Genomic DNA, 18162 nt, shown 5'->3' on the forward strand with positions numbered 1-18162 from the left:
CCATGTTTGAAATCAACCCGGTCAAAAACCGTATTCAGGACCTCAGTGAGCGCAGCGACGTTCTTCGGGGGTATCTTTGACTACGATGCCAAGAAAGAACGCCTCGAAGAAGTAAACGCCGAGCTGGAACAGCCCGATGTCTGGAACGAACCTGAGCGTGCTCAGGCGCTGGGCAAAGAGCGCGCCTCGCTGGAAGCAATCGTGCAGACGCTGGATCAGATGGCGCAGGGCCTGGAAGATGTGCAGGGTCTGCTGGAGCTGGCCGTCGAAGCGGAAGACGAAGAGACTTTCAACGAAGCGGTTGCCGAGCTGGACGTGCTTGAGGGCAAGCTGGGCGAACTGGAGTTCCGCCGCATGTTCTCCGGCGAGTATGACAGCGCTGACTGCTACATCGATCTGCAGGCCGGTTCCGGCGGCACCGAAGCGCAGGATTGGGCCAGCATGCTGATGCGTATGTATCTGCGTTGGGCCGAAGCAAAAGGCTTCAAAACCGAAATTATCGAAGAGTCTGAAGGTGAAGTCGCGGGCATCAAATCCGTGACCATTCGCGTGTCAGGCGACTACGCCTTTGGCTGGCTGCGCACGGAAACCGGCGTCCATCGCCTGGTGCGTAAGAGCCCGTTCGACTCCGGCGGCCGTCGTCACACCTCATTCAGCTCCGCCTTTATTTACCCGGAAGTGGATGACGATATTGATATCGACATCAACCCGGCGGATCTGCGTATTGACGTCTATCGCGCATCGGGCGCGGGCGGTCAGCACGTTAACCGGACGGAATCTGCGGTGCGTATTACCCACATTCCGACCGGAACGGTGACTCAGTGTCAGAACGACCGTTCTCAGCACAAGAACAAAGATCAGGCGATGAAGCAGATGAAGGCGAAGCTGTACGAGCTTGAGATGCAGAAGAAAAATGCTGAGAAACAGGCGCTGGAAGACAACAAGTCTGACATCGGCTGGGGAAGTCAGATCCGTTCTTACGTGCTTGATGATGCCCGCATCAAAGATCTGCGCACCGGCGTAGAGACGCGTAACACCCAGGCGGTACTGGACGGCGATCTGGATCGATTCATTGAAGCTAGTTTAAAAGCAGGGTTATAAGGAACCGACATGTCTGAACAACAACCGCAGAGCGCTGACGCCGCCGTTGAGTTAAATAACGAACTGAAAACGCGTCGCGAAAAGCTGAGCGTGCTGCGTGCAAATGGCGTGGCGTTTCCTAACGATTTCCGTCGTGACAGCCTCTCTGACCAGCTGCACGCCAGCTATGGCGAGAAGAGCAACGAAGAGCTTGAAGATCTCGGCATCGAAGTGAGTGTTGCGGGTCGTATGATGACCCGTCGCATCATGGGTAAAGCCTCTTTTGTGACCCTGCAGGATGTGGGTGGCCGCATTCAGCTGTACGTTTCGCGTGATGACCTGGCGGAAGGGATCTACAACGAGCAGTTCAAAAAGTGGGATCTTGGCGATATCCTCGGCGCGCGCGGCAAGCTGTTTAAAACCAAAACCGGCGAACTGTCGATTCACTGTTCTGAACTGCGCCTGCTGACCAAAGCCCTGCGTCCGTTGCCGGACAAGTTCCACGGCCTGGCCGACCAGGAAACCCGTTACCGTCAGCGCTATCTCGATCTCATCGCCAACGATGAGTCGCGCAATACCTTCCGCATTCGTTCGCAGATCATGGCCGGCATTCGTCAGTTCATGGTGAGCCGCGACTTTATGGAAGTGGAAACGCCAATGATGCAGGTGATCCCGGGCGGCGCGTCTGCGCGTCCTTTCATCACCCATCACAATGCGCTGGATATCGACATGTATCTGCGTATTGCCCCGGAGCTTTACCTGAAGCGTCTGGTGGTGGGTGGATTCGATCGCGTGTTCGAGATCAACCGTAACTTCCGTAACGAAGGGATTTCGCCACGTCATAACCCAGAGTTCACCATGATGGAACTCTATATGGCCTACGCGGATTACAAAGATCTGATCGAGCTGACCGAGAGCCTGTTCCGTACGCTGGCGCAGGATGTGCTGGGCAGCACGGTGGTGCCTTACGGTGAGCAGGAGTTTGATTTCGGTAAGCCGTTTGAAAAACTGACCATGCGCGAAGCGATCAAAAAGTATCGTCCTGAAACCGATCTGGCCGATCTGGAAGACTTTGATAAAGCGGTGGCGATTGCGCAATCACTGCACATCAAAGTTGAGAAGAGCTGGGGTCTGGGCCGTGTCGTAACGGAGATTTTCGAAGAGACGGCAGAGGCGAATCTGATTCAGCCAACCTTCATCACCGAATACCCGGCAGAAGTGTCGCCGCTGGCCCGTCGTAACGACGAGAACCCGGAAATCACGGATCGCTTTGAGTTCTTCATTGGCGGTCGTGAAATCGGTAACGGCTTCTCGGAGCTGAACGATGCGGAAGATCAGGCTGAGCGTTTCCTGCAGCAGGTGAATGCCAAAGATGCCGGTGACGACGAAGCGATGTTCTATGACGAAGATTACGTTACCGCACTGGAACATGGTCTGCCGCCAACCGCCGGTCTGGGTATCGGTATCGACCGTATGGTGATGCTGTTTACCAACAGCCACACCATCCGTGACGTCATTCTGTTCCCGGCACTGCGCCCGGGCAGCAAGTAAGTTTGACTGTTAACAGAAAAGGCCGGGAAATCCCGGCCTTTTTTATGCTGCCAACGCCGAATCAGCATGTGTCTGACAGCAACAGATAAACTCAGCGCGCAGGGAGCAGGGTCAGAAGAGGAAAGCGTCTCGCGCCAGGGAGGGCGCGGGCCGAGCGGTCAGGGATGACGGCTTTTGCGTCTTTCCGATCTGACCCTGCTCCCTGAGCCTGCACCGTCTTATAGCGAAACGGGCCAGCTGTTGTCAGTAATTTCAGCAGATATCAGGATTTAATCGCCTGATCCAGCCAGGTCTGAAAGCGTGAATAGGGCACATAGAGCGCAACGTTCTTGTAGAGCGTCTTACCGGTGACATTATCATCGATGTTATTGCTGTAGCCCACAATCACCCCCGCCAGCGTATCGTCAGAGGCGTTATAAACCGCACCGCCTGACATGCCTTTTACTACTCCCGCATTCGCCGCTACCACGACGCAGTCTGGCTTGTTCCAGCTGTTCGCCAGCGTGGTATTGATCAGGTTCTGCCCGCTGGAACTGACCGGCATCGCCGAAATAAAGCTGTAGCCGTAGAGGTTCACCCTGTCGCCGATATGGCTGTTGCGGAAGCTGGGAGGCAGGTTTACTTCGCTGTTTTTGTGGTAGACCACCGCCAGGTCGCATTGCGGATGCCAGGCTTTGACCCGATAAAGCGAAAACTTCGCCACATGGGCAGCGGTCAGGCTGTACTCCGGCGTCAGCGGGATGGTGGTGCCGAGCGTGCCGATACCCAGTATGGTCGGAATGCCGGTCACGGTCATATCAACCCGCTTTTCAGCTTCTTTACTGTACTCATAATGACCAACCGAGCAGCCGGTCAGAGCAAAGACCATCAAGGCTATGAGTCGTTGCATTCTCTCTCCCTGCGTCAGAAGTTGATAACTACACCTGGCAATTGATTAGGGATATATCGGCAACGTTGCGGAATAATTAATGAATCACATATAAAAAAGGTAACCGGTTAACGGGAAATGGCAACCTGACGCGATACAGACAGGGCAGCCTCTGCCCCTCACATAGCGAGAGAGAGCATCAGGAGGCGAGGATTATTGCGGCAACGGCAATAATCCTTTGCGCTTCGCAGGCTATGTCGCTTATCCGGGCTGTGCTGTAATACTCACTGTGACGCAGATCAAATTTTAATAAGCGTCGAGGGGCTGCGTGTTCGCGTGGTTCACCTGCAAATAAGACTGGGAGAGTGTTATGCCTGTTGCATTACTGGCGCTGGCGTTGAGTGCGTTCGCCATCGGAACCACCGAATTTGTCATCATGGGATTGCTGCCTGACGTGGCGCGCGACCTTCAGGTTTCCATTCCGTCGGCGGGCTGGCTGATCAGCGGCTATGCGCTGGGCGTGGCGATCGGTGCGCCGATTATGGCGCTGCTCACCGCCAGACTGCCGCGTAAAAAAACGCTGATTCTGCTGATGGTGATCTTTATTGTCGGCAACCTGCTCTGCGCGCTGGCGTACAACTACAACCTGCTGATGCTGGCACGAATCGTCACCGCGCTCTGTCACGGGGCCTTCTTCGGTATCGGTGCGGTCGTCGCCGCCAGTCTGGTGCCAGCCGGACGTCAGGCCTCCGCTGTCGCCCTGATGTTTACCGGGCTGACCCTGGCTAACGTGCTGGGCGTGCCGCTGGGCACCAGCTTCGGTCAGATGTTTGGCTGGCGGGCCACGTTCTGGGGTGTGGCGGTGATCGGTGTGCTGGCCTTTATCGCCCTGATTGTCAGCCTGCCGACAAACAAACAGGAGAAGCCGGTTCATCTGGCGAGTGAAATTGGCGCGCTGGCTAACGGAAAACTGTGGCTCTCTCTGCTGATGACGGTCTGCTTCGCGGCGGCGATGTTTGCGCTGTTCAGCTACATCGCGCCTCTGCTGTTAGAGATCACCGGGATCAGCGACCGCGGCGTCAGCTGGACGCTGTTCCTGATTGGTGCGGGCCTGACGGTGGGGAATATCCTTGGCGGCAAACTGGCGGACTGGAAAGTCTCATTCAGCCTGATCCTCAGTTTTTCGCTGATCGCCATCTTCTCTCTGCTCTTCAGCTGGACCAGCCACGCGCTGTGGCTGGCGGAGATTACCCTGTTCCTGTGGGCGATGGCCACCTTCGCCACGGTACCGGGCCTGCAGATCAACGTGGTCCGTCACGGTAAAGAGGCTCCTAATCTGGTCTCCACCCTGAACATTGCGGCCTTTAACGTGGGCAATGCGCTGGGTGCCTGGGTCGGCGGTGCGGTCATCGGTCGCGGTTATGGCCTGACGGCGGTGCCGGTCGCGGCGGCTGCGCTGGCGCTCATCGGCCTGCTGGTCTGCCTGATGACCTTCCGCAAACCAGGCCGCCCGGCTGCCAGCGTCCGCGCCTAAGCCAGTCGGGCGGCGATACGTGCCGGAAAGGCGGTCACCTGCTCCTGCAGATGGCTGACAAAGGCATCGACCAGCGCTGAGGCGGGTCGGTGCCGCGGCCTGACCAGGCTGACGGTAAACGGCACTGCCACGCTGAACTTACGCATTACCAATCCGCTGTCGGCGTAATCCAGCGCCGTCAGCGGATTAACAATCGAAATGCCTGTACCCGCCCTGACCATAGCGCACACCGAGGCTGCGCTGTGCGTCTCTATCACCAGCCGCCGTTCAACCCCCTGCTCCTGAAACAGCGCATCCAGCAGCTGACGATAGCTGTCGCTGCGCGAGAGGCTGACATACCGCTCGCCAGCGAAATCATGCGGCGTCAGCACGGCACGCTGACTCAGGGGATGGTGCTGTGGCAGAACGCACACTTCATCACAGGTCAGCAGGGCGAGACGATCGGTACCGGCCGGGGCGTGCTGGGTTTCGGTTAAACCGATATCGTAGCGCTGTGCTGAGAGCCACTCCTCCAGCAGCGGCGACTCCTGCGGGATCACATTGAGGCTCACGTCGGGGTAACGTGCTAAAAAGGGCTGGCACAGCGGCGGCAGCAGCGACTGAGAAAAAACCGGCAGGCAGGCAATCGACAGCTCGCCCTGACGAAACTGGCGAAGTCCCTCTGCGGCTTCCCGGATGCGATCCAGACCGTACCAGGAGCGCTGCACCTCTTCAAACAGGCGCAATCCCTGCACCGTCGGCTGCAGCCGGCCGCGTACCCGTTCAAACAGCTGTAGTCCCAGCTGCTGCTCCAGCCGCGCCAGCTCCCGGCTCACCGTCGGCTGAGAGGTGTGCAGCAGCGTGGCGGCCTGAGTCAGATTGCCACTGGTCATCACCGCATGAAAAATTTCAATATGCCGCCAGTTGATGTTCGCCATGCCGCTACCCTATATCCATTCTGCATAGATGCTATTAAAACAGATATTTTTCGCTATGGCATGATTCTGGCTTAATGGAGCTATCGCCACAGGAGAATTGTTATGCCACGTTCCTTACAGAGTACCGAAACCGCCCTCAACGCCGCTCATCTGCTGCCGCTGACCCGCCGTTACGCCGGGCCTTTCTGGGCCTATGACGCGCAGATTATTCAGGCGCGCATTGCGCAGCTGCAGGCGTTTGACGTCATACGTTTTGCGCAGAAAGCCTGCTCAAATATTCATATCCTGCGCCTGATGCGGGCGGCGGGGGTCAAAGTGGATTCGGTTTCGCTGGGTGAAATCGAACGTGCGCTGGCGGCAGGCTACCAGCCGGGTGGCGATGAGATTGTTTTTACCGCCGATCTGTTTGACCAGCCGACGCTGGAGCGGGTTGCGGCGCTGAAGGTTCCGGTGAACGCGGGTTCAATCGATATGCTGCATCAGCTTGGCGCAGTCTCACCCGGTCACGCAGTGTGGCTGCGGGTCAATCCTGGCTTTGGTCATGGTCACAGCCAGAAAACCAATACCGGCGGCGAAAACAGCAAGCACGGTATCTGGCACGGTGATTTAGCCGCGGCGCTGGCCGCCATTGAGCAGCACGGCCTGCAGCTGGTGGGCATCCATATGCATATCGGTTCGGGCGTCGATTATGCGCACCTGCAGCAGGTCTGCGATGCGATGGTCGGACTGGTTATGGCGTCCGGTCAGGATTTGACGGCAATCTCTGCAGGCGGCGGCCTCTCTATCCCTTATCGCTTTGGCGAAGAGGCGATCGACACCGATCACTATTTCGGCCTGTGGGATGCGGCCCGGCAGCGGATTGCTCAGCATCTGGGGCACGCGGTCAAGCTGGAGATTGAACCGGGCCGTTTCCTGGTGGCTGAGTCAGGTGTGCTGGTCTCTCAGGTGAGGGCGGTCAAGTCGATGGGCAGCCGTCACTTTGTGCTGGTCGATGCCGGTTTCAGTGACCTGATGCGTCCTTCCATGTATGGCAGCTATCACCACATCTCGCTGATGGCGGGTGATGAGCGGGCGATTGATGATCGGCAGACGATCGACACCGTCGTCGCGGGGCCGCTGTGTGAGTCGGGCGATGTCTTTACCCAGCTGGAAGGCGGTATGGTAGAACCGCGTGCGATCCCGGCGGCCAGCGTCGGCGACTACCTCGTGTTTCACGACACGGGCGCTTATGGTGCCTCGATGTCCTCAAACTACAACAGCCGTCCGTTAATCCCGGAAGTGCTGTTTGAGCAGGGCCAGCCGCGCGAAATCCGCCGTGCGCAGACCATTCAGTCGTTGCTGGCACTGGAGATTGGCGAATAAGCGATACAGTACGACCGGGCGGCCTGTAGGCGGGCTTACCGCGTCAGCGTTTTTCAGAGGAGAGCGGGAGATGGAGATTGTCTTGCTCAGCGACGCGCCCCACTTTGCCGATCAGATTACGGACTGGCAGTGGCGGGCATTCGGTGAGGCCAGCAGCCGGGCGTTCTTCGCCAGCGTGGTTAACAGCAGCCTGACGGGGGCAGAGTTTCCCGTCACCTTTGTGGCCGTGGAAGCGGGCAGGGCGATCGGTACAGTGGGATTCTGGCGCTGCGATCTGATCAGTCGTCAGGATCTCTTCCCCTGGCTGGCGGCGCTCTATGTGGATGAATCGGCGCGCGGCAGAGGAGTCAGCGAGGCGCTGCAGCAGCACGTTATCGGCTATGCAAAGGCGCGGGGCTTTCCACGCTTGTGGCTCTGGTCGGCGTTCAGAGGGTATTACGAACGGTTTGGCTGGCAGGCGGCGGGAGAGGCGCTAGAGTATCCTGACAAGCCTGTCTCGCTCTACTGCCGCACGCTGTGAGAGAAGCCAGCCGCCTCTGCGGCAGCTGGCAGTCGCACTCAGGGAGCCGGGTAGGTAAAACGACGGTGAATCGCCTCAATCCCTTCCAGAATCCCGGCATTCAGGGTCAGATTGAAGCTGTCGATATTTGTCTGCAGCTGCTCAAGGGTGGTGGCACCCAGCAGCGTGCTGGCGACAAACGGCTGCTGACGCACATAGGCGAGGGCCATCTGCGACGGGTCAATCTGATGCTGTCGGGCCAGCGCCACATACTCAGCAATCGCCTGCTGTGACTGCTCACCGCTGTAGCGGGTGAAGCGGCTGAACAGGGTGTTGCGTGCGCCCGCAGGCTGCGCGCCATTCAGATATTTACCGCTCAGCGTACCAAACGCCAGGCTCGAATAGGCGAGCAGTTCAACGCCCTCATGCTGGCTGATTTCGGCCAGACCCACTTCAAAACTGCGGTTCAGCAGACTGTACGGGTTCTGAATGCTGACGATGCGCGGCAGCTCATGCTTCTCCGCCAGTTGCAGATAGCGCATCACTCCCCACGCCGTTTCGTTCGAGACCCCGATATAGCGAATCTTTCCTGCCCGCACCTGTTCGGTCAGCGCCTCCAGCGTCTCCAGCAGGGTTACCTGCGCGGTGGTTTCGCTGTACTGGTAGCCGAGCTTGCCAAAAAAGTTAGTCTGGCGCTGCGGCCAGTGCAGCTGGTAGAGATCCAGATAGTCGGTGTTCAGCCGTTTCAGGCTGGCGTCGAGGGCGGCACGGATGTTTTTGCGATCCAGTGCCATGTCCGGACGGATTGAGGCATCGTTGCCACGGGAAGGGCCGGCGACTTTACTGGCCAGAATGATTTTGTCGCGGCTGCCGCGCTGTTTCAGCCAGCTGCCAATGTATTGTTCGGTCAGACCCTGAGTTTCCGGGCGCGGTGGCACCGGATACATCTCGGCAGTATCAATAAAGTTGATGCCGGAACGGATAGCCAAATCCAGTTGAGCATGCGCGTCAGCTTCGCTGTTCTGTTCGCCGAACGTCATGGTGCCCAACCCCAGCTGACTCACTTCCAGCGTGCTGTGGGGAATACGATGATAGTGCATTGCCAGCTTCCTTTTCTTTATCGGGAATAGAGCGAATGGAATGTTGCGTCCTGAGGGACTATAGCGCGAGCCATGGCGGGGAAGGAAGGGGGAAAAATCGGGGAAATCATCTGCCAGCGCAGAATGGGTGGCAGATGATTAAATCAGGCACTTAACGTTCAATGATCGTTGAAACCTCATCGCTGTTAATCTGCACTGCGTGACCTGACTGATCGGTGTATTCCACCAGGCCGGTCTCTTTATCAATGCTCGGCTTGCCTTCGGTCATAATCATGCGGCCATCTTTGGTCGCCATCACATAATCTGAACTGCATCCGCTTAATAACGCTGCGGTTATCACTACCGCTGCTAATCCTGCCAGCCCTTTCATCACGCCTTCCCCTCACAAATCGTCAAGTGCAAAAAGTGTAGTAATAAATGGTTTTGCCGGCAGGATTAATCGCAGAATTCTGAAAATATCCGGGCGAGCAGGCTCGCCCTTGACTTTATCAGGCGGGCTTTTTCTTACTGCGCATCAGGTTAAGGCACTCAACCGCCATTGAGAAGAACATGGCGAAATAGATGTAACCTTTTGGTACGTGGACCGCAAAACTCTCCAGAATCAGGGTAAAACCGACCAGAATCAGGAAAGAGAGGGCCAGCATTTTCACTGACGGATGGCGATCGACAAACTCACCGATAACCCGCGCCGCGAACATCATCAGCAGCACCGCGATCACGACTGCCGCCATCATAATGAAGAGATGATCGGAGAGGCCGATGGCGGTGATAACGGAGTCCAGGCTGAAAATAATGTCGAGCATCATGATCTGCACAATCGCGCCGAGGAAGGAGTGAACGCGGGTATTGTGTTCCCCTTCGCCGCCTTCAATCGTTTCATGGATCTCCATGCTCGATTTCCACAGCAGGAAAAGGCCACCGAACAGCAGGATCAGATCGCGCGCCGAGAAGGGGTGATCCAGCAGCGTAAACAGCGGATTAGTCAGACGGGCAACCCACGCGATTGAGGCCAGTAAGGCCAGACGCATCAGCATTGCGCCCATCAGGCCAATGCGACGGGCGCTGGCCTGCTGGTGTTTAGGCAGTTTCGCGACCACCAGTGACAGGAAAATGATGTTATCAATACCCAGCACCACCTCAAGGATGGTCAGGGTGCCCAGCGCCAGCCAGGCGTTGGGATCGGAAATCCACTCAAACATACCGACATTCAATCCTAAACGAAAAGTAAACGGCGATTATACGCAATGGCTGCGCCGATCACCCACAAAATTGCGACATTTCCGCCAGGGCGGTGGAGTTCAGAGGAGAAAATGACGCGCCAGCAGGGGGCCGGTGAAACTTTTCTTCAGATAGAAACCGCGCGGCAGGGTCATGATCGGCTGGCCCTGATCGCCAATGCCCTCCGTCAGCGCTTTACTGTTGGCGGCCTTGGGTCGAATCTGCAGCCAGGCGCCATGCCGGGCGGTGATCTGCTCAACGCGACCCAGCACGATCATATCCATCAGCTCCTCCCAGTCCTGACGCAGCATCTCCTCCTCCTCTGCATCCGGGCTCCACAACAGCGGCGCGCCGACACGGCGATGCCGCAGTGGAATCTCACGCTCGCCTTCCACCGGGATCCATAACACCCGCGCCAGCTTATGCCGCACGTGGCTGTTCGACCAGGTCACGCCGCTGTTGCCGGTCAGGGGGGCGACGCAGACAAAGGTGGTTTCCAGCGGTTTGCCCTGTGCATCAATCGGAATGGTTTTCAGTTCGATACCCAGATGGGCAAAGTCCTGCTCCGCTTTGCTGCCTGCGCTGGCGCCCAGATGCCACTCCAGCAGCATCCCGACCCAGCCTTTATCGCGTTTAAGATCGGCAGGCATAGGCAGCCCGGCGCGAGCGGCCAGCGTTTCCAGTGTTAATCCGGCTAACTCCTGCGCCCGGGCCAGCAGGCTGGCTTCATTTTCAGGCGGGCCTGGCGGGTGACTCATGTTGATAACTCTTACTGGTTAAAATTTGAACAATAAAAGGAGGGTTACCTGTGCGGCTGAAATAAACCCTATCGGGCTTCGATAATAACATGATAGATCGTGCTTTTTTTAGTGGATCCGCAGGATGTCGCCCTCAGGCTGCCAGGGTTATCCCGGCTTACCCGCAACAATGAACAGGATCTCCAGCCCGGTTATCCACAGAAAAATGGGATAACCCCCTTCCCGATGCGGTACTGGTTCCATTTACAGCCTTGACTTTTCACGATCTGACCATAATTTCGTCGCTCTGGCCTAACCCTGAGCGATTCTCTGTGGATAAAAAGCGGTGTGGTGATATTTTAACCGATTGTCAGCGGGCGTGAATTTATCCGCCTGCCAGGAAACGCATTAACGTGGCGAAATTAAAGTTATTATGTTTTAAATCAACGGCATAAAATGCGGCCTCTTTTCAGCGGTTCAGAGTGCGCTGAAAAGGTTATTCAGTTAACTCCCGTGTTCTGCACAAAGCTATCCACAGAAAAGGTGAATAAGATCGATCATTTTTCTGATTACTGTTCATAACTTTACCATTTTCTGTGAGTTATCCCGACAGAGACGGCGCAACCCCCCATGAATCCAGTGGTTTACCGCCTGTAAGGAGTGTGAAACAATCAGCTTATTCAAATTTTGCTTTGAGGTAGTCCGGTGATCGATGATGATGGCTACCGCCCGAATGTTGGTATCGTAATCTGTAACCGGCAGGGACAAGTGTTATGGGCCAGGCGCTTTGGACAGCACTCCTGGCAATTTCCTCAGGGAGGCATCAATCCCGGTGAAACCGCAGAACAGGCGATGTATCGCGAACTGTTTGAAGAGGTCGGATTGCACCGGAAAGATGTCCGAATACTTGCCTCTACCCGTAACTGGCTGCGTTACAAGTTGCCAAAACGTTTGGTGCGTTGGGACACAAAGCCGGTATGTATCGGCCAGAAACAAAAGTGGTTTCTTCTGCAGTTAATGTGTAATGACGCGGATATCAATGTGCAGCACAGCAGCACGCCGGAGTTCGATGGCTGGCGCTGGGTCAGTTTCTGGTATCCGGTGCGTCAGGTTGTCTCCTTTAAACGCGACGTCTACCGCCGGGTGATGAAGGAATTCGCTGGCGTGGTGATGTCTATGCAGGAGAGTGCGGGGCAGCGAAACAATCCTGCCCATCGACGTAAGAGAGGATAGGCCACGCCCTTTATGCTCACTCAGTTGCGCGAAATTGTAGAAAAAGTGGCGAGTGCGCCGCGTCTCAATGAAGCACTCGACATTCTGGTCAATGAGATCTGTCTGGCGATGGAAACGGAAGTCTGTTCCGTTTACCTCGCCGACCACGATCGTCGCTGCTATTACCTGATGGCGACGCGCGGACTCAAAAAACCGCGTGGCCGCACTGTGACGCTGGCGTTTGACGAGGGGATCGTCGGTTTAGTGGGCCGTCTGGCCGAGCCGATTAACCTTGCGGACGCCCAGAGCCACCCCAGCTTCAAATATATTCCCGCAGTGAAAGAGGAGCGCTATCGCTCCTTCCTCGGCGTGCCCATTATCAGCCGCCGTCAGCTTCTTGGCGTGCTGGTGGTGCAGCAGCGCGAACATCGTCAGTTTGATGAAAGCGAAGAGTCGTTTCTGGTCACCCTGGCGACCCAGATGGCGGCGTTGCTGTCGCAGTCTCAGATGGGCCAGCTGTTTGGTCAGTTCCGGCAGACGCGGGTGCGCGCGATTGCGGCCGCGCCTGGCGTGGCGGTGGCACCAGGTTGGGTCGATGAGACGCAGCCGCTGCTCGATCAGGTTTCCGCCGCCTCCACGCTGGATGTGCAGCGTGAGCGCGAGCGACTGTCGATCGCCATGACCGAAGCCGCAAGTGAATTTCGCCGCTTCAGTAAACGGTTCAGCGCCAGCGCACAGAAAGAGAGCGCGGCCATTTTCGATCTCTACTCCCACCTGCTGACCGATGCCCGGCTGAAGAAAGATCTGTTCGATGAGATCGAACGCGGATCGGTCGCCGAGTGGGCGGTCAGACAGGTGATCGAGAAGTTTGCTAAGCAGTTCGCCAGCCTGACGGATAACTATCTGCGTGAACGCGCAGGCGATCTGCGGGTGCTGGGCCAGCGTCTGCTGTTTCACCTTGATGACTCGCTGGTCGGCACCAACGCCTGGCCGGAACGCTTCGTACTGGTGGCCGATGAGCTGACCGCAACGACGCTGGCTGAGCTGCCGCAGGAGCGGCTGGCAGGCGTGGTGGTGCGGGATGGTGCAGCCAACTCCCATGCGGCGATCCTGACCCGGGCGATGGGGATCCCGACCGTGATGGGCGCGGATATCCAGCCGCATCAGCTCAACAAACGTCTGCTGATTGTCGATGGCTATCGCGGTGAGCTGCTGATCGATCCGGAGCCGGTGCTGGTGCAGGAGTATCAGCGCCTGATCAGCGAAGAGAATGCGCTGAGCAGGATGGCGGAAGGGGTTGTCGATCAGCCGGGCGAACTGAAAAGTGGCGAGCGGGTGCAGGTGATGCTCAATGCCGGATTAAGCCCGGAGCATGAGCAGGCGCTCGGCAGCTGGGTGGATGGCATCGGGCTCTATCGCACCGAAATTCCGTTTATGCTGCAGAACGGTTTCCCGTCGGAAGAGGAGCAGGTGGCGCAGTATCAGGGCATGCTGCAGCTGTTTCACAACAAGCCGGTCACGCTGCGAACGCTGGACGTCGGGGCGGATAAGCAGCTGCCCTATATGCCGATCAGTGAAGAGAACCCCTGCCTGGGCTGGCGCGGCATCCGCCTGACGCTCGATCAGCCAGAAATTTTTCTGGTGCAGGTGCGTGCCATGCTCCGCGCCAATGCGGCATCCGGCAATCTCAGCATTCTGCTGCCGATGATCAGTCATATCGACGAGATCGACGACGCGAAACGGCTGATCGATCGCGCCGGTCGCGAAGTGGAGGAGATGCTGGGCTACCCGATCCCCGCGCCGCGCATTGGGGTGATGATCGAAGTGCCTTCCATGCTGTTTATGATCCCGCATCTGGCGTCGCGGATCGATTTTATCTCGGTCGGCACCAACGACCTGACGCAGTATCTGCTGGCGGTAGACCGCAACAATACCCGCGTCGCGAACCTGTACGACTCGCTGCATCCGGCGATGCTGCGCGCGCTGAATGCCATCGCGCAGGAAGCCCGTCTCGCGAATCTTGAACTGTGTTTGTGTGGTGAAATGGCTGGCGATCCGATGTGCGTGGCGCTGCTGGTCGGGCTGGGGTATCGCCATCTCAGCATGAACGGAAAAAATGTTCCGCGGGTGAAATATCTGCTGCGTCATCTGGATCACGAAGAAACGCAGAAGCTCAGCGAGCAGGGAATGAATGCGCATACCGCCACCGAAGTGCGCCATCTGGTGTCGGCCTTTATGGAGCGGCGCGGCCTGGGTGGCCTGATTCGCGGCGGGCGCTAAGCGCCATCCTGACAGGCTGAATTTTCGTCCTGTCCCGGACGGGAGCTCACGCTCTTCACGTTCTGCCTCTGCGCGTTATTCGTGTTTACATTTGCACGACAATTCAAAAAACCGGCTGTGCTATGATGCGCAGCCTTAATTTATGTGCCTGACAACGCCCCTTTTCAGGGTAGAAAAATAGACGGTGAAAGATGAATAACGGCTATATTGCATTTCCGCAGTTCGATCCGGTGATCTTCTCGATTGGACCGGTTTCGCTTCACTGGTACGGTCTGATGTATCTGGTGGGCTTTGTTTTCGCCATGTGGCTGGCGGTACGCCGTGCTAACAAGCCTGGCAGCGGCTGGAAAAAAGAGGAAGTTGAGAACCTGCTTTACGCGGGTTTCCTGGGCGTCTTCCTGGGTGGACGTATTGGATATGTGCTGTTCTACAACCTGCCGCTTTTCCTGGAAAATCCCCTCTATCTGTTCAAAGTCTGGGATGGCGGCATGTCATTCCACGGTGGCCTGATCGGGGTGATTGTGGTGATGCTGATTTTTGCCCGCCGGACTAAACGTAATTTCTTCCAGGTTTCCGACTTTATTGCACCGCTGATCCCGTTTGGTCTGGGTGCCGGGCGTCTCGGTAACTTCATCAACGGCGAACTCTGGGGTCGTGTCGATCCGAACTTCCGCTATGCGATGCTGTTCCCCGGCTCCCGCAGCGAAGATGTGGCACTGGCCGCCACCAATCCGCAATATCAGGCGCTGCTCAACACCTACGGCGTGCTGCCACGTCATGCGTCGCAGCTGTATGAGCTGGCGCTGGAAGGCGTAGTGCTGTTCATCATCCTGAACCTGTTTATCCGTAAACCCCGTCCGATGGGCAGCGTGTCTGGCCTGTTCCTGATCGGCTATGGCGCATTCCGCATTATCGTTGAGTTCTTCCGCCAGCCGGATGCTCAGCTGGGCCTGTTTGAAGGCGGTATCAGTATGGGACAGATCCTCTCTGTGCCGATGATTATTGCCGGTATAATTATGATGATCTGGGCGTATCGTCGTCGCCCGCAGCCACAATTTCGCGAGGAAAAATGAAACAGTATCTGGATTTGATGCAGCATGTGCTGAACGAAGGCACGCCAAAAGCTGACCGTACCGGCACCGGTACGCTTTCAATTTTTGGTCACCAGATGCGTTTCAATCTGCAGGATGGTTTTCCGCTGGTCACCACCAAGAAATGCCACATCCGCTCAATCATTCATGAGCTGCTGTGGTTCCTGAAAGGGGACACCAACATCGGTTATCTGAAAGATAACAAGGTCTCCATCTGGGATGAGTGGGCCGATGAGCAGGGCGATCTCGGCCCGGTGTATGGCAAACAGTGGCGCAGCTGGGGAACGGCCAGCGGTCAGGAAATTGACCAGTTAAGCCAGGTGATGGAGCAGCTGAAGCGCGATCCCGACTCACGCCGGCTCATCGTTTCAGCCTGGAACGTCGGCGAACTGAGCCAGATGGCGCTGGCACCCTGCCATGCTTTCTTCCAGTTCTATGTGGCGAACGGCAAGCTCTCCTGCCAGCTCTATCAGCGTTCGTGCGACATCTTCCTGGGCCTGCCGTTTAATATCGCCAGCTATGCGCTGCTGGTGCATATGGTGGCGCAGCAGTGCGATCTGGAGGTGGGTGACTTCGTCTGGACCGGCGGTGACACGCACCTCTACAGCAATCATCTGGAGCAGGCGCATCTGCAGCTGACCCGTGAGCCGCGTCCGCTGCCGAAGCTTGTTATCAAACGCAAACCGGCGTCACTGTTTGACTATCAGTTCGACGATTTTGAGATTGAAGGCTACGATCCGCATCCTGCGATCAAAGCCCCCGTCGCCATCTGACCCGCGATAAACATCAAGCCCTGGCGCACTCCGCCGGGGCTTTTTTTTGCCTGTTGTCCGGAACATCTGCGGCATCGCGCGCACGCTTCCTGAGATTGCCTGTCTGTCACGCCGGTTCTCTGCGACAGCCTCTCCAGCCCGTGACGCTGCGCCTTGTCTCACCCGCTCATTCCCGCCAGTCTGATGCCATGAAAAGTGCAAACGTTCGGGGTTTTACCCTGCCGGAGCTGCTGCTGGTGATGGTGATTGCCGGCATGCTGAGCCTTGCCGCACTGCATGGCTGGCGGCGCTGGCAACAGCGGCAGCAACTGCGCGACAGCGCACAGCAACTGCAGGGCTTCCTGTTGCGGCTGCGTGCGCAGGCCAACCGGCAAAACCGTGACCTGATCCTGTGGTCGCAGCCGGGTACGCCCTGGTGTATCGGGGCAGGCCGCCTGCCTGCGGCCGGTTGTGAAGGGGGAAAACGGCTCCATTTCATCGCTCCCCATGCCGGGGTAACGCTGTACGGGCTGCGTGGTGAACCGGGCTTCTATGGCCGTCGTAATGTCGCCAGGGCGGGCAGCATTGAGCTGGGCAATGCTGCCGGGCGCATCTGGCTGATTATCTCCGCCAGAGCCCGTATCCGTCTTTGCCTTAACGATGAGGAGAACTGCCGTTGAAAGTCGCCGGATTCAGCCTGCCGGAGATGCTGGTCGCCCTGGCCATCAGCGCGGTTGTGATGCTGAGTGCCGGGCGGCTTCTGCCGCGGCTGCTGACAGAGAACGCCGGGATGCTGCAGCGGGCACAACTGCGTCAGGAGTTACAGCAGATGATGGCTACCCTGGAAAAGGCGGTGCGGCGTGCCGGTTACTGTCACGGCGAGTGCGGCAGTGGCGCACTCACTCTGCATGAGAACTGCCTGCTGCTGCGCTGGGATGAAAACAGCAATGGAAAGTGGGAAGGGGTCGGCCATGCCGAAAGTGACTATTACGGCTATCGCCTGCGACAGCAGCAACTGGAGATGCAGCGGGGCGTGGACCAGTGTCACTCTGCGGGCTGGGAGCGGCTCTCCGACCCCGCGTTTATGCGCGTGGAGCAGTTCAGCGTCAGCCGACAGGGCGGACAGATCAGGATCACGCTGCAGGGGCGGGCCGGACGCTGGCACGAAATGACAGAGCGCTGGGTAGAAGGAGAGAACCTGTGAAGCAGCGAGGCAGCAGCGCGCTGGGCATGGTTCTGATGATCATGGTGATGGGCAGCGTGGCGCTGCACGCCAGCCGCAGGCTGTCAGAGCAGGGTATGCGCGTGCTGGCGGATGAACAGCAGTTTATCCAGGCTTTCTGGCGGGCGCAGTCTGCGCTGCAATGGGGCTTAACGCTGAGCTGGTCAGCACATGCGGATTCAGGCTGTCAGCAGGAGGCGCATCAGGGCTGGATCAGCTGCCTGCAACGGAGTGAAAAAGATGAAGGTCTGCTTAAAGGGGAAGCCAGCGGCAGCGGCATGGCGGTATGGCAGTGGGTCCGGTTACGGGACAATCAGATCCGTGCGTTGCCGCACGGCTGGATTGACTACTGCCCGCTCACCCCTCCCGCCGCCTGTCTGTAAAGGCGCAGGCTTCTCCCTGCCAGAGGTGTTATTTGCTCTGTTGTTAATGGCATTAAGCAGCAGCACGCTATTGCACTATCATCGCGCTCTGGCGCGGGGATTCAGTCAGCAGTGGGCGCAGCAGGAGGCCTGGTACGTCGCTGAACAGCGCCTGGCGGGGCATGAAGTTGCGGGCTGGCAATCCACGCTGCAACAGCAGCCGGGGCCCGCGGGCTGCATGCTGGAACGGGCCGACGTCACCGGTCCCTTCGGGCGTCATGCCTCCCTGAGCCGACTGCGATGTTAATGCCTGCGGGACGCCCTTTTGATGGGTTTCAACAGCGATACGCGGTAAAGTGACAGGGCCGCAATACCGC

19 protein-coding genes are annotated in these 18162 nt (G+C 57.7%); 13 read left to right on the forward strand and 6 right to left on the reverse strand.

Annotated elements, in window-relative coordinates; all coding sequences use genetic code 11:
• The first annotated feature begins 2 nt into the window (after positions 1-2).
• A protein-coding gene (gene prfB, locus CKF42_RS13255; protein ID WP_111208374.1) for a peptide chain release factor 2 occupies positions 3-1101 on the forward strand; the annotation gives its coding sequence in 2 pieces (ribosomal slippage) (positions 3-77 and positions 79-1101; 1098 coding nt in all).
• 9 nt (positions 1102-1110) lie between these two features.
• Complete coding sequence (gene lysS, locus CKF42_RS13260) at positions 1111-2631, forward strand: lysine--tRNA ligase (protein ID WP_009087062.1); 1521 nt, start codon at positions 1111-1113, stop codon at positions 2629-2631.
• Between the two features lie 262 nt (positions 2632-2893).
• On the opposite strand, the gene CKF42_RS13265 is transcribed toward lysS, so the two are convergent.
• Positions 2894-3520: a serine protease gene (locus CKF42_RS13265; RefSeq protein WP_111208375.1), complete on the reverse strand. Its 627-nt coding sequence runs from the start codon at positions 3518-3520 to the stop codon at positions 2894-2896.
• A 349-nt stretch (positions 3521-3869) separates the two neighbouring features.
• Here CKF42_RS13265 and CKF42_RS13270 point away from each other — a divergent pair, with 349 nt between their 5' ends.
• The gene (locus tag CKF42_RS13270; RefSeq protein ID WP_111208376.1) at positions 3870-5033 is read left to right on the forward strand and encodes an MFS transporter; all 1164 of its coding nucleotides are present in this window, start codon (positions 3870-3872) and stop codon (positions 5031-5033) included.
• On the opposite strand, the gene CKF42_RS13275 is transcribed toward CKF42_RS13270, so the two are convergent.
• Positions 5030-5950, reverse strand: a complete 921-nt coding sequence (locus tag CKF42_RS13275) for a LysR family transcriptional regulator (protein ID WP_009087056.1) — start codon at positions 5948-5950, stop codon at positions 5030-5032. The two genes, CKF42_RS13270 and CKF42_RS13275, sit on opposite strands and share 4 nt — an antisense overlap.
• 102 nt (positions 5951-6052) lie before the next feature.
• Between CKF42_RS13275 and lysA the strand changes: the two genes are divergently transcribed.
• The gene (lysA, locus tag CKF42_RS13280) at positions 6053-7312 is read left to right on the forward strand and encodes a diaminopimelate decarboxylase (RefSeq protein WP_111208377.1); all 1260 of its coding nucleotides are present in this window, start codon (positions 6053-6055) and stop codon (positions 7310-7312) included.
• Between the two features lie 70 nt (positions 7313-7382).
• The gene (locus CKF42_RS13285) at positions 7383-7832 is read left to right on the forward strand and encodes a GNAT family N-acetyltransferase (RefSeq protein ID WP_111208378.1); all 450 of its coding nucleotides are present in this window, start codon (positions 7383-7385) and stop codon (positions 7830-7832) included.
• A gap of 38 nt (positions 7833-7870) precedes the next feature.
• On the opposite strand, the gene CKF42_RS13290 is transcribed toward CKF42_RS13285, so the two are convergent.
• The 4 genes from CKF42_RS13290 to mutH all read right to left on the reverse strand — a co-directional run bounded on the left by CKF42_RS13290 (position 7871) and on the right by mutH (position 10887).
• Complete coding sequence (locus CKF42_RS13290; RefSeq protein ID WP_111208379.1) at positions 7871-8911, reverse strand: NADP(H)-dependent aldo-keto reductase; 1041 nt, start codon at positions 8909-8911, stop codon at positions 7871-7873.
• Positions 8912-9062: 151 nt separating this feature from the next.
• The gene (locus tag CKF42_RS13295; RefSeq protein ID WP_009087047.1) at positions 9063-9281 is read right to left on the reverse strand and encodes a YgdI/YgdR family lipoprotein; all 219 of its coding nucleotides are present in this window, start codon (positions 9279-9281) and stop codon (positions 9063-9065) included.
• 118 nt (positions 9282-9399) lie between these two features.
• Positions 9400-10110, reverse strand: coding sequence for a TerC family protein (locus tag CKF42_RS13300; protein WP_046102486.1), 711 nt, complete (start codon positions 10108-10110; stop codon positions 9400-9402).
• Between the two features lie 99 nt (positions 10111-10209).
• Entirely contained in the window at positions 10210-10887 is a 678-nt protein-coding gene (mutH, locus tag CKF42_RS13305) for a DNA mismatch repair endonuclease MutH (protein WP_058958022.1), read from the reverse strand.
• A gap of 684 nt (positions 10888-11571) precedes the next feature.
• On the opposite strand from mutH, the gene rppH reads away from it, so the two are divergent.
• The 8 genes from rppH to CKF42_RS13350 all read left to right on the forward strand — a co-directional run bounded on the left by rppH (position 11572) and on the right by CKF42_RS13350 (position 18092).
• Complete coding sequence (gene rppH / locus CKF42_RS13315) at positions 11572-12099, forward strand: RNA pyrophosphohydrolase (RefSeq protein WP_009087042.1); 528 nt, start codon at positions 11572-11574, stop codon at positions 12097-12099.
• 12 nt (positions 12100-12111) lie between these two features.
• Positions 12112-14358: a phosphoenolpyruvate--protein phosphotransferase gene (gene ptsP, locus CKF42_RS13320; protein ID WP_111208380.1), complete on the forward strand. Its 2247-nt coding sequence runs from the start codon at positions 12112-12114 to the stop codon at positions 14356-14358.
• A gap of 191 nt (positions 14359-14549) precedes the next feature.
• Positions 14550-15431 carry a prolipoprotein diacylglyceryl transferase gene (lgt, locus tag CKF42_RS13325; RefSeq protein WP_009087037.1) on the forward strand — a complete coding sequence of 294 codons (882 nt, stop codon included), beginning with the start codon at positions 14550-14552 and terminating at the stop codon, positions 15429-15431.
• A complete protein-coding gene (gene thyA / locus CKF42_RS13330; protein ID WP_111208381.1) occupies positions 15428-16222 on the forward strand; it encodes a thymidylate synthase in 795 nt (264 codons plus the stop codon). Before lgt ends, thyA begins: the two co-directional genes overlap by 4 nt.
• 188 nt (positions 16223-16410) lie before the next feature.
• On the forward strand, positions 16411-16881 hold the full coding sequence (locus tag CKF42_RS13335; RefSeq protein WP_111208382.1) for a prepilin-type N-terminal cleavage/methylation domain-containing protein: 471 nt from the start codon (positions 16411-16413) through the stop codon (positions 16879-16881).
• Complete coding sequence (locus CKF42_RS13340; protein ID WP_199559876.1) at positions 16878-17405, forward strand: prepilin peptidase-dependent protein; 528 nt, start codon at positions 16878-16880, stop codon at positions 17403-17405. The genes CKF42_RS13335 and CKF42_RS13340 overlap by 4 nt, the downstream gene beginning before the upstream one ends.
• Positions 17402-17806 (forward strand): DUF2509 family protein, encoded by a 405-nt coding sequence (locus CKF42_RS13345; RefSeq protein WP_111208384.1) that lies wholly within the window; start codon positions 17402-17404, stop codon positions 17804-17806. The genes CKF42_RS13340 and CKF42_RS13345 overlap by 4 nt, the downstream gene beginning before the upstream one ends.
• A gap of 46 nt (positions 17807-17852) precedes the next feature.
• Positions 17853-18092 carry a prepilin-type N-terminal cleavage/methylation domain-containing protein gene (locus CKF42_RS13350; protein ID WP_033736452.1) on the forward strand — a complete coding sequence of 80 codons (240 nt, stop codon included), beginning with the start codon at positions 17853-17855 and terminating at the stop codon, positions 18090-18092.
• Positions 18093-18162 lie beyond the last annotated feature (70 nt).

The sequence above is a fragment of the Pantoea sp. ARC270 genome (assembly GCF_003236725.1).
In the GTDB taxonomy this organism is placed as follows: Bacteria; Pseudomonadota; Gammaproteobacteria; order Enterobacterales; family Enterobacteriaceae; genus Pantoea; species Pantoea anthophila.

What these genes read in the sequence shown, in the direction of transcription:
- lysS (WP_009087062.1), top strand. Translation starts at nt 1,111, where the DNA reads ATGTCTGAACAACAACCGCAGAGCGCTGACGCCGCCGTTGAGTTAAAT.
- CKF42_RS13265 (WP_111208375.1), bottom strand. Translation starts at nt 3,520, where the DNA reads ATGCAACGACTCATAGCCTTGATGGTCTTTGCTCTGACCGGCTGCTCG.
- CKF42_RS13270 (WP_111208376.1), top strand. Translation starts at nt 3,870, where the DNA reads ATGCCTGTTGCATTACTGGCGCTGGCGTTGAGTGCGTTCGCCATCGGA.
- CKF42_RS13275 (WP_009087056.1), bottom strand. Translation starts at nt 5,950, where the DNA reads ATGGCGAACATCAACTGGCGGCATATTGAAATTTTTCATGCGGTGATG.
- lysA (WP_111208377.1), top strand. Translation starts at nt 6,053, where the DNA reads ATGCCACGTTCCTTACAGAGTACCGAAACCGCCCTCAACGCCGCTCAT.
- CKF42_RS13285 (WP_111208378.1), top strand. Translation starts at nt 7,383, where the DNA reads ATGGAGATTGTCTTGCTCAGCGACGCGCCCCACTTTGCCGATCAGATT.
- CKF42_RS13290 (WP_111208379.1), bottom strand. Translation starts at nt 8,911, where the DNA reads ATGCACTATCATCGTATTCCCCACAGCACGCTGGAAGTGAGTCAGCTG.
- CKF42_RS13295 (WP_009087047.1), bottom strand. Translation starts at nt 9,281, where the DNA reads ATGAAAGGGCTGGCAGGATTAGCAGCGGTAGTGATAACCGCAGCGTTA.
- CKF42_RS13300 (WP_046102486.1), bottom strand. Translation starts at nt 10,110, where the DNA reads ATGTTTGAGTGGATTTCCGATCCCAACGCCTGGCTGGCGCTGGGCACC.
- mutH (WP_058958022.1), bottom strand. Translation starts at nt 10,887, where the DNA reads ATGAGTCACCCGCCAGGCCCGCCTGAAAATGAAGCCAGCCTGCTGGCC.
- ptsP (WP_111208380.1), top strand. Translation starts at nt 12,112, where the DNA reads ATGCTCACTCAGTTGCGCGAAATTGTAGAAAAAGTGGCGAGTGCGCCG.
- lgt (WP_009087037.1), top strand. Translation starts at nt 14,550, where the DNA reads ATGAATAACGGCTATATTGCATTTCCGCAGTTCGATCCGGTGATCTTC.
- thyA (WP_111208381.1), top strand. Translation starts at nt 15,428, where the DNA reads ATGAAACAGTATCTGGATTTGATGCAGCATGTGCTGAACGAAGGCACG.
- CKF42_RS13335 (WP_111208382.1), top strand. Translation starts at nt 16,411, where the DNA reads ATGAAAAGTGCAAACGTTCGGGGTTTTACCCTGCCGGAGCTGCTGCTG.
- CKF42_RS13350 (WP_033736452.1), top strand. Translation starts at nt 17,853, where the DNA reads ATGGCATTAAGCAGCAGCACGCTATTGCACTATCATCGCGCTCTGGCG.